At 57.9% G+C, this 304-nt stretch carries 1 pseudogene; it reads right to left on the bottom strand.

The window, feature by feature from the left end:
- Positions 1-304: pseudogene (locus EN857_RS34020) on the bottom strand (MFS transporter); the annotation flags it as partial.

Below are 304 nucleotides of genomic sequence, written 5' to 3' on the forward strand. Positions count from 1 at the left end.
CAGTAGAACCGGCCGAGCGTCAGCATGACTGCAAGGCAACCGAGACCGCCCGCAAACAGGAGATAGCTGAGGATATCCATACGCTCGATCACCTTCGCACGCGGCGGCGGTGTGACCTTGAGGACGTAAATCATGGCGAAGGAAATCAGCGCAAAACCGACTTCCATCGAATAAAGGGCATTCCAGCCATCGATCGCCAGCAGCGAGGGTGACACCATGCGCGCAAGCGGCGCCGACAACAGCGTACCTGTCAGTGCAATGCTGAATCCCAGCGAGAATTTTCGTGCGGGCGGAAAGGCCTCAA

The organism is Mesorhizobium sp. M4B.F.Ca.ET.214.01.1.1 (genome assembly GCF_004791545.1).
GTDB lineage: Bacteria > Pseudomonadota > Alphaproteobacteria > Rhizobiales > Rhizobiaceae > Mesorhizobium > Mesorhizobium abyssinicae.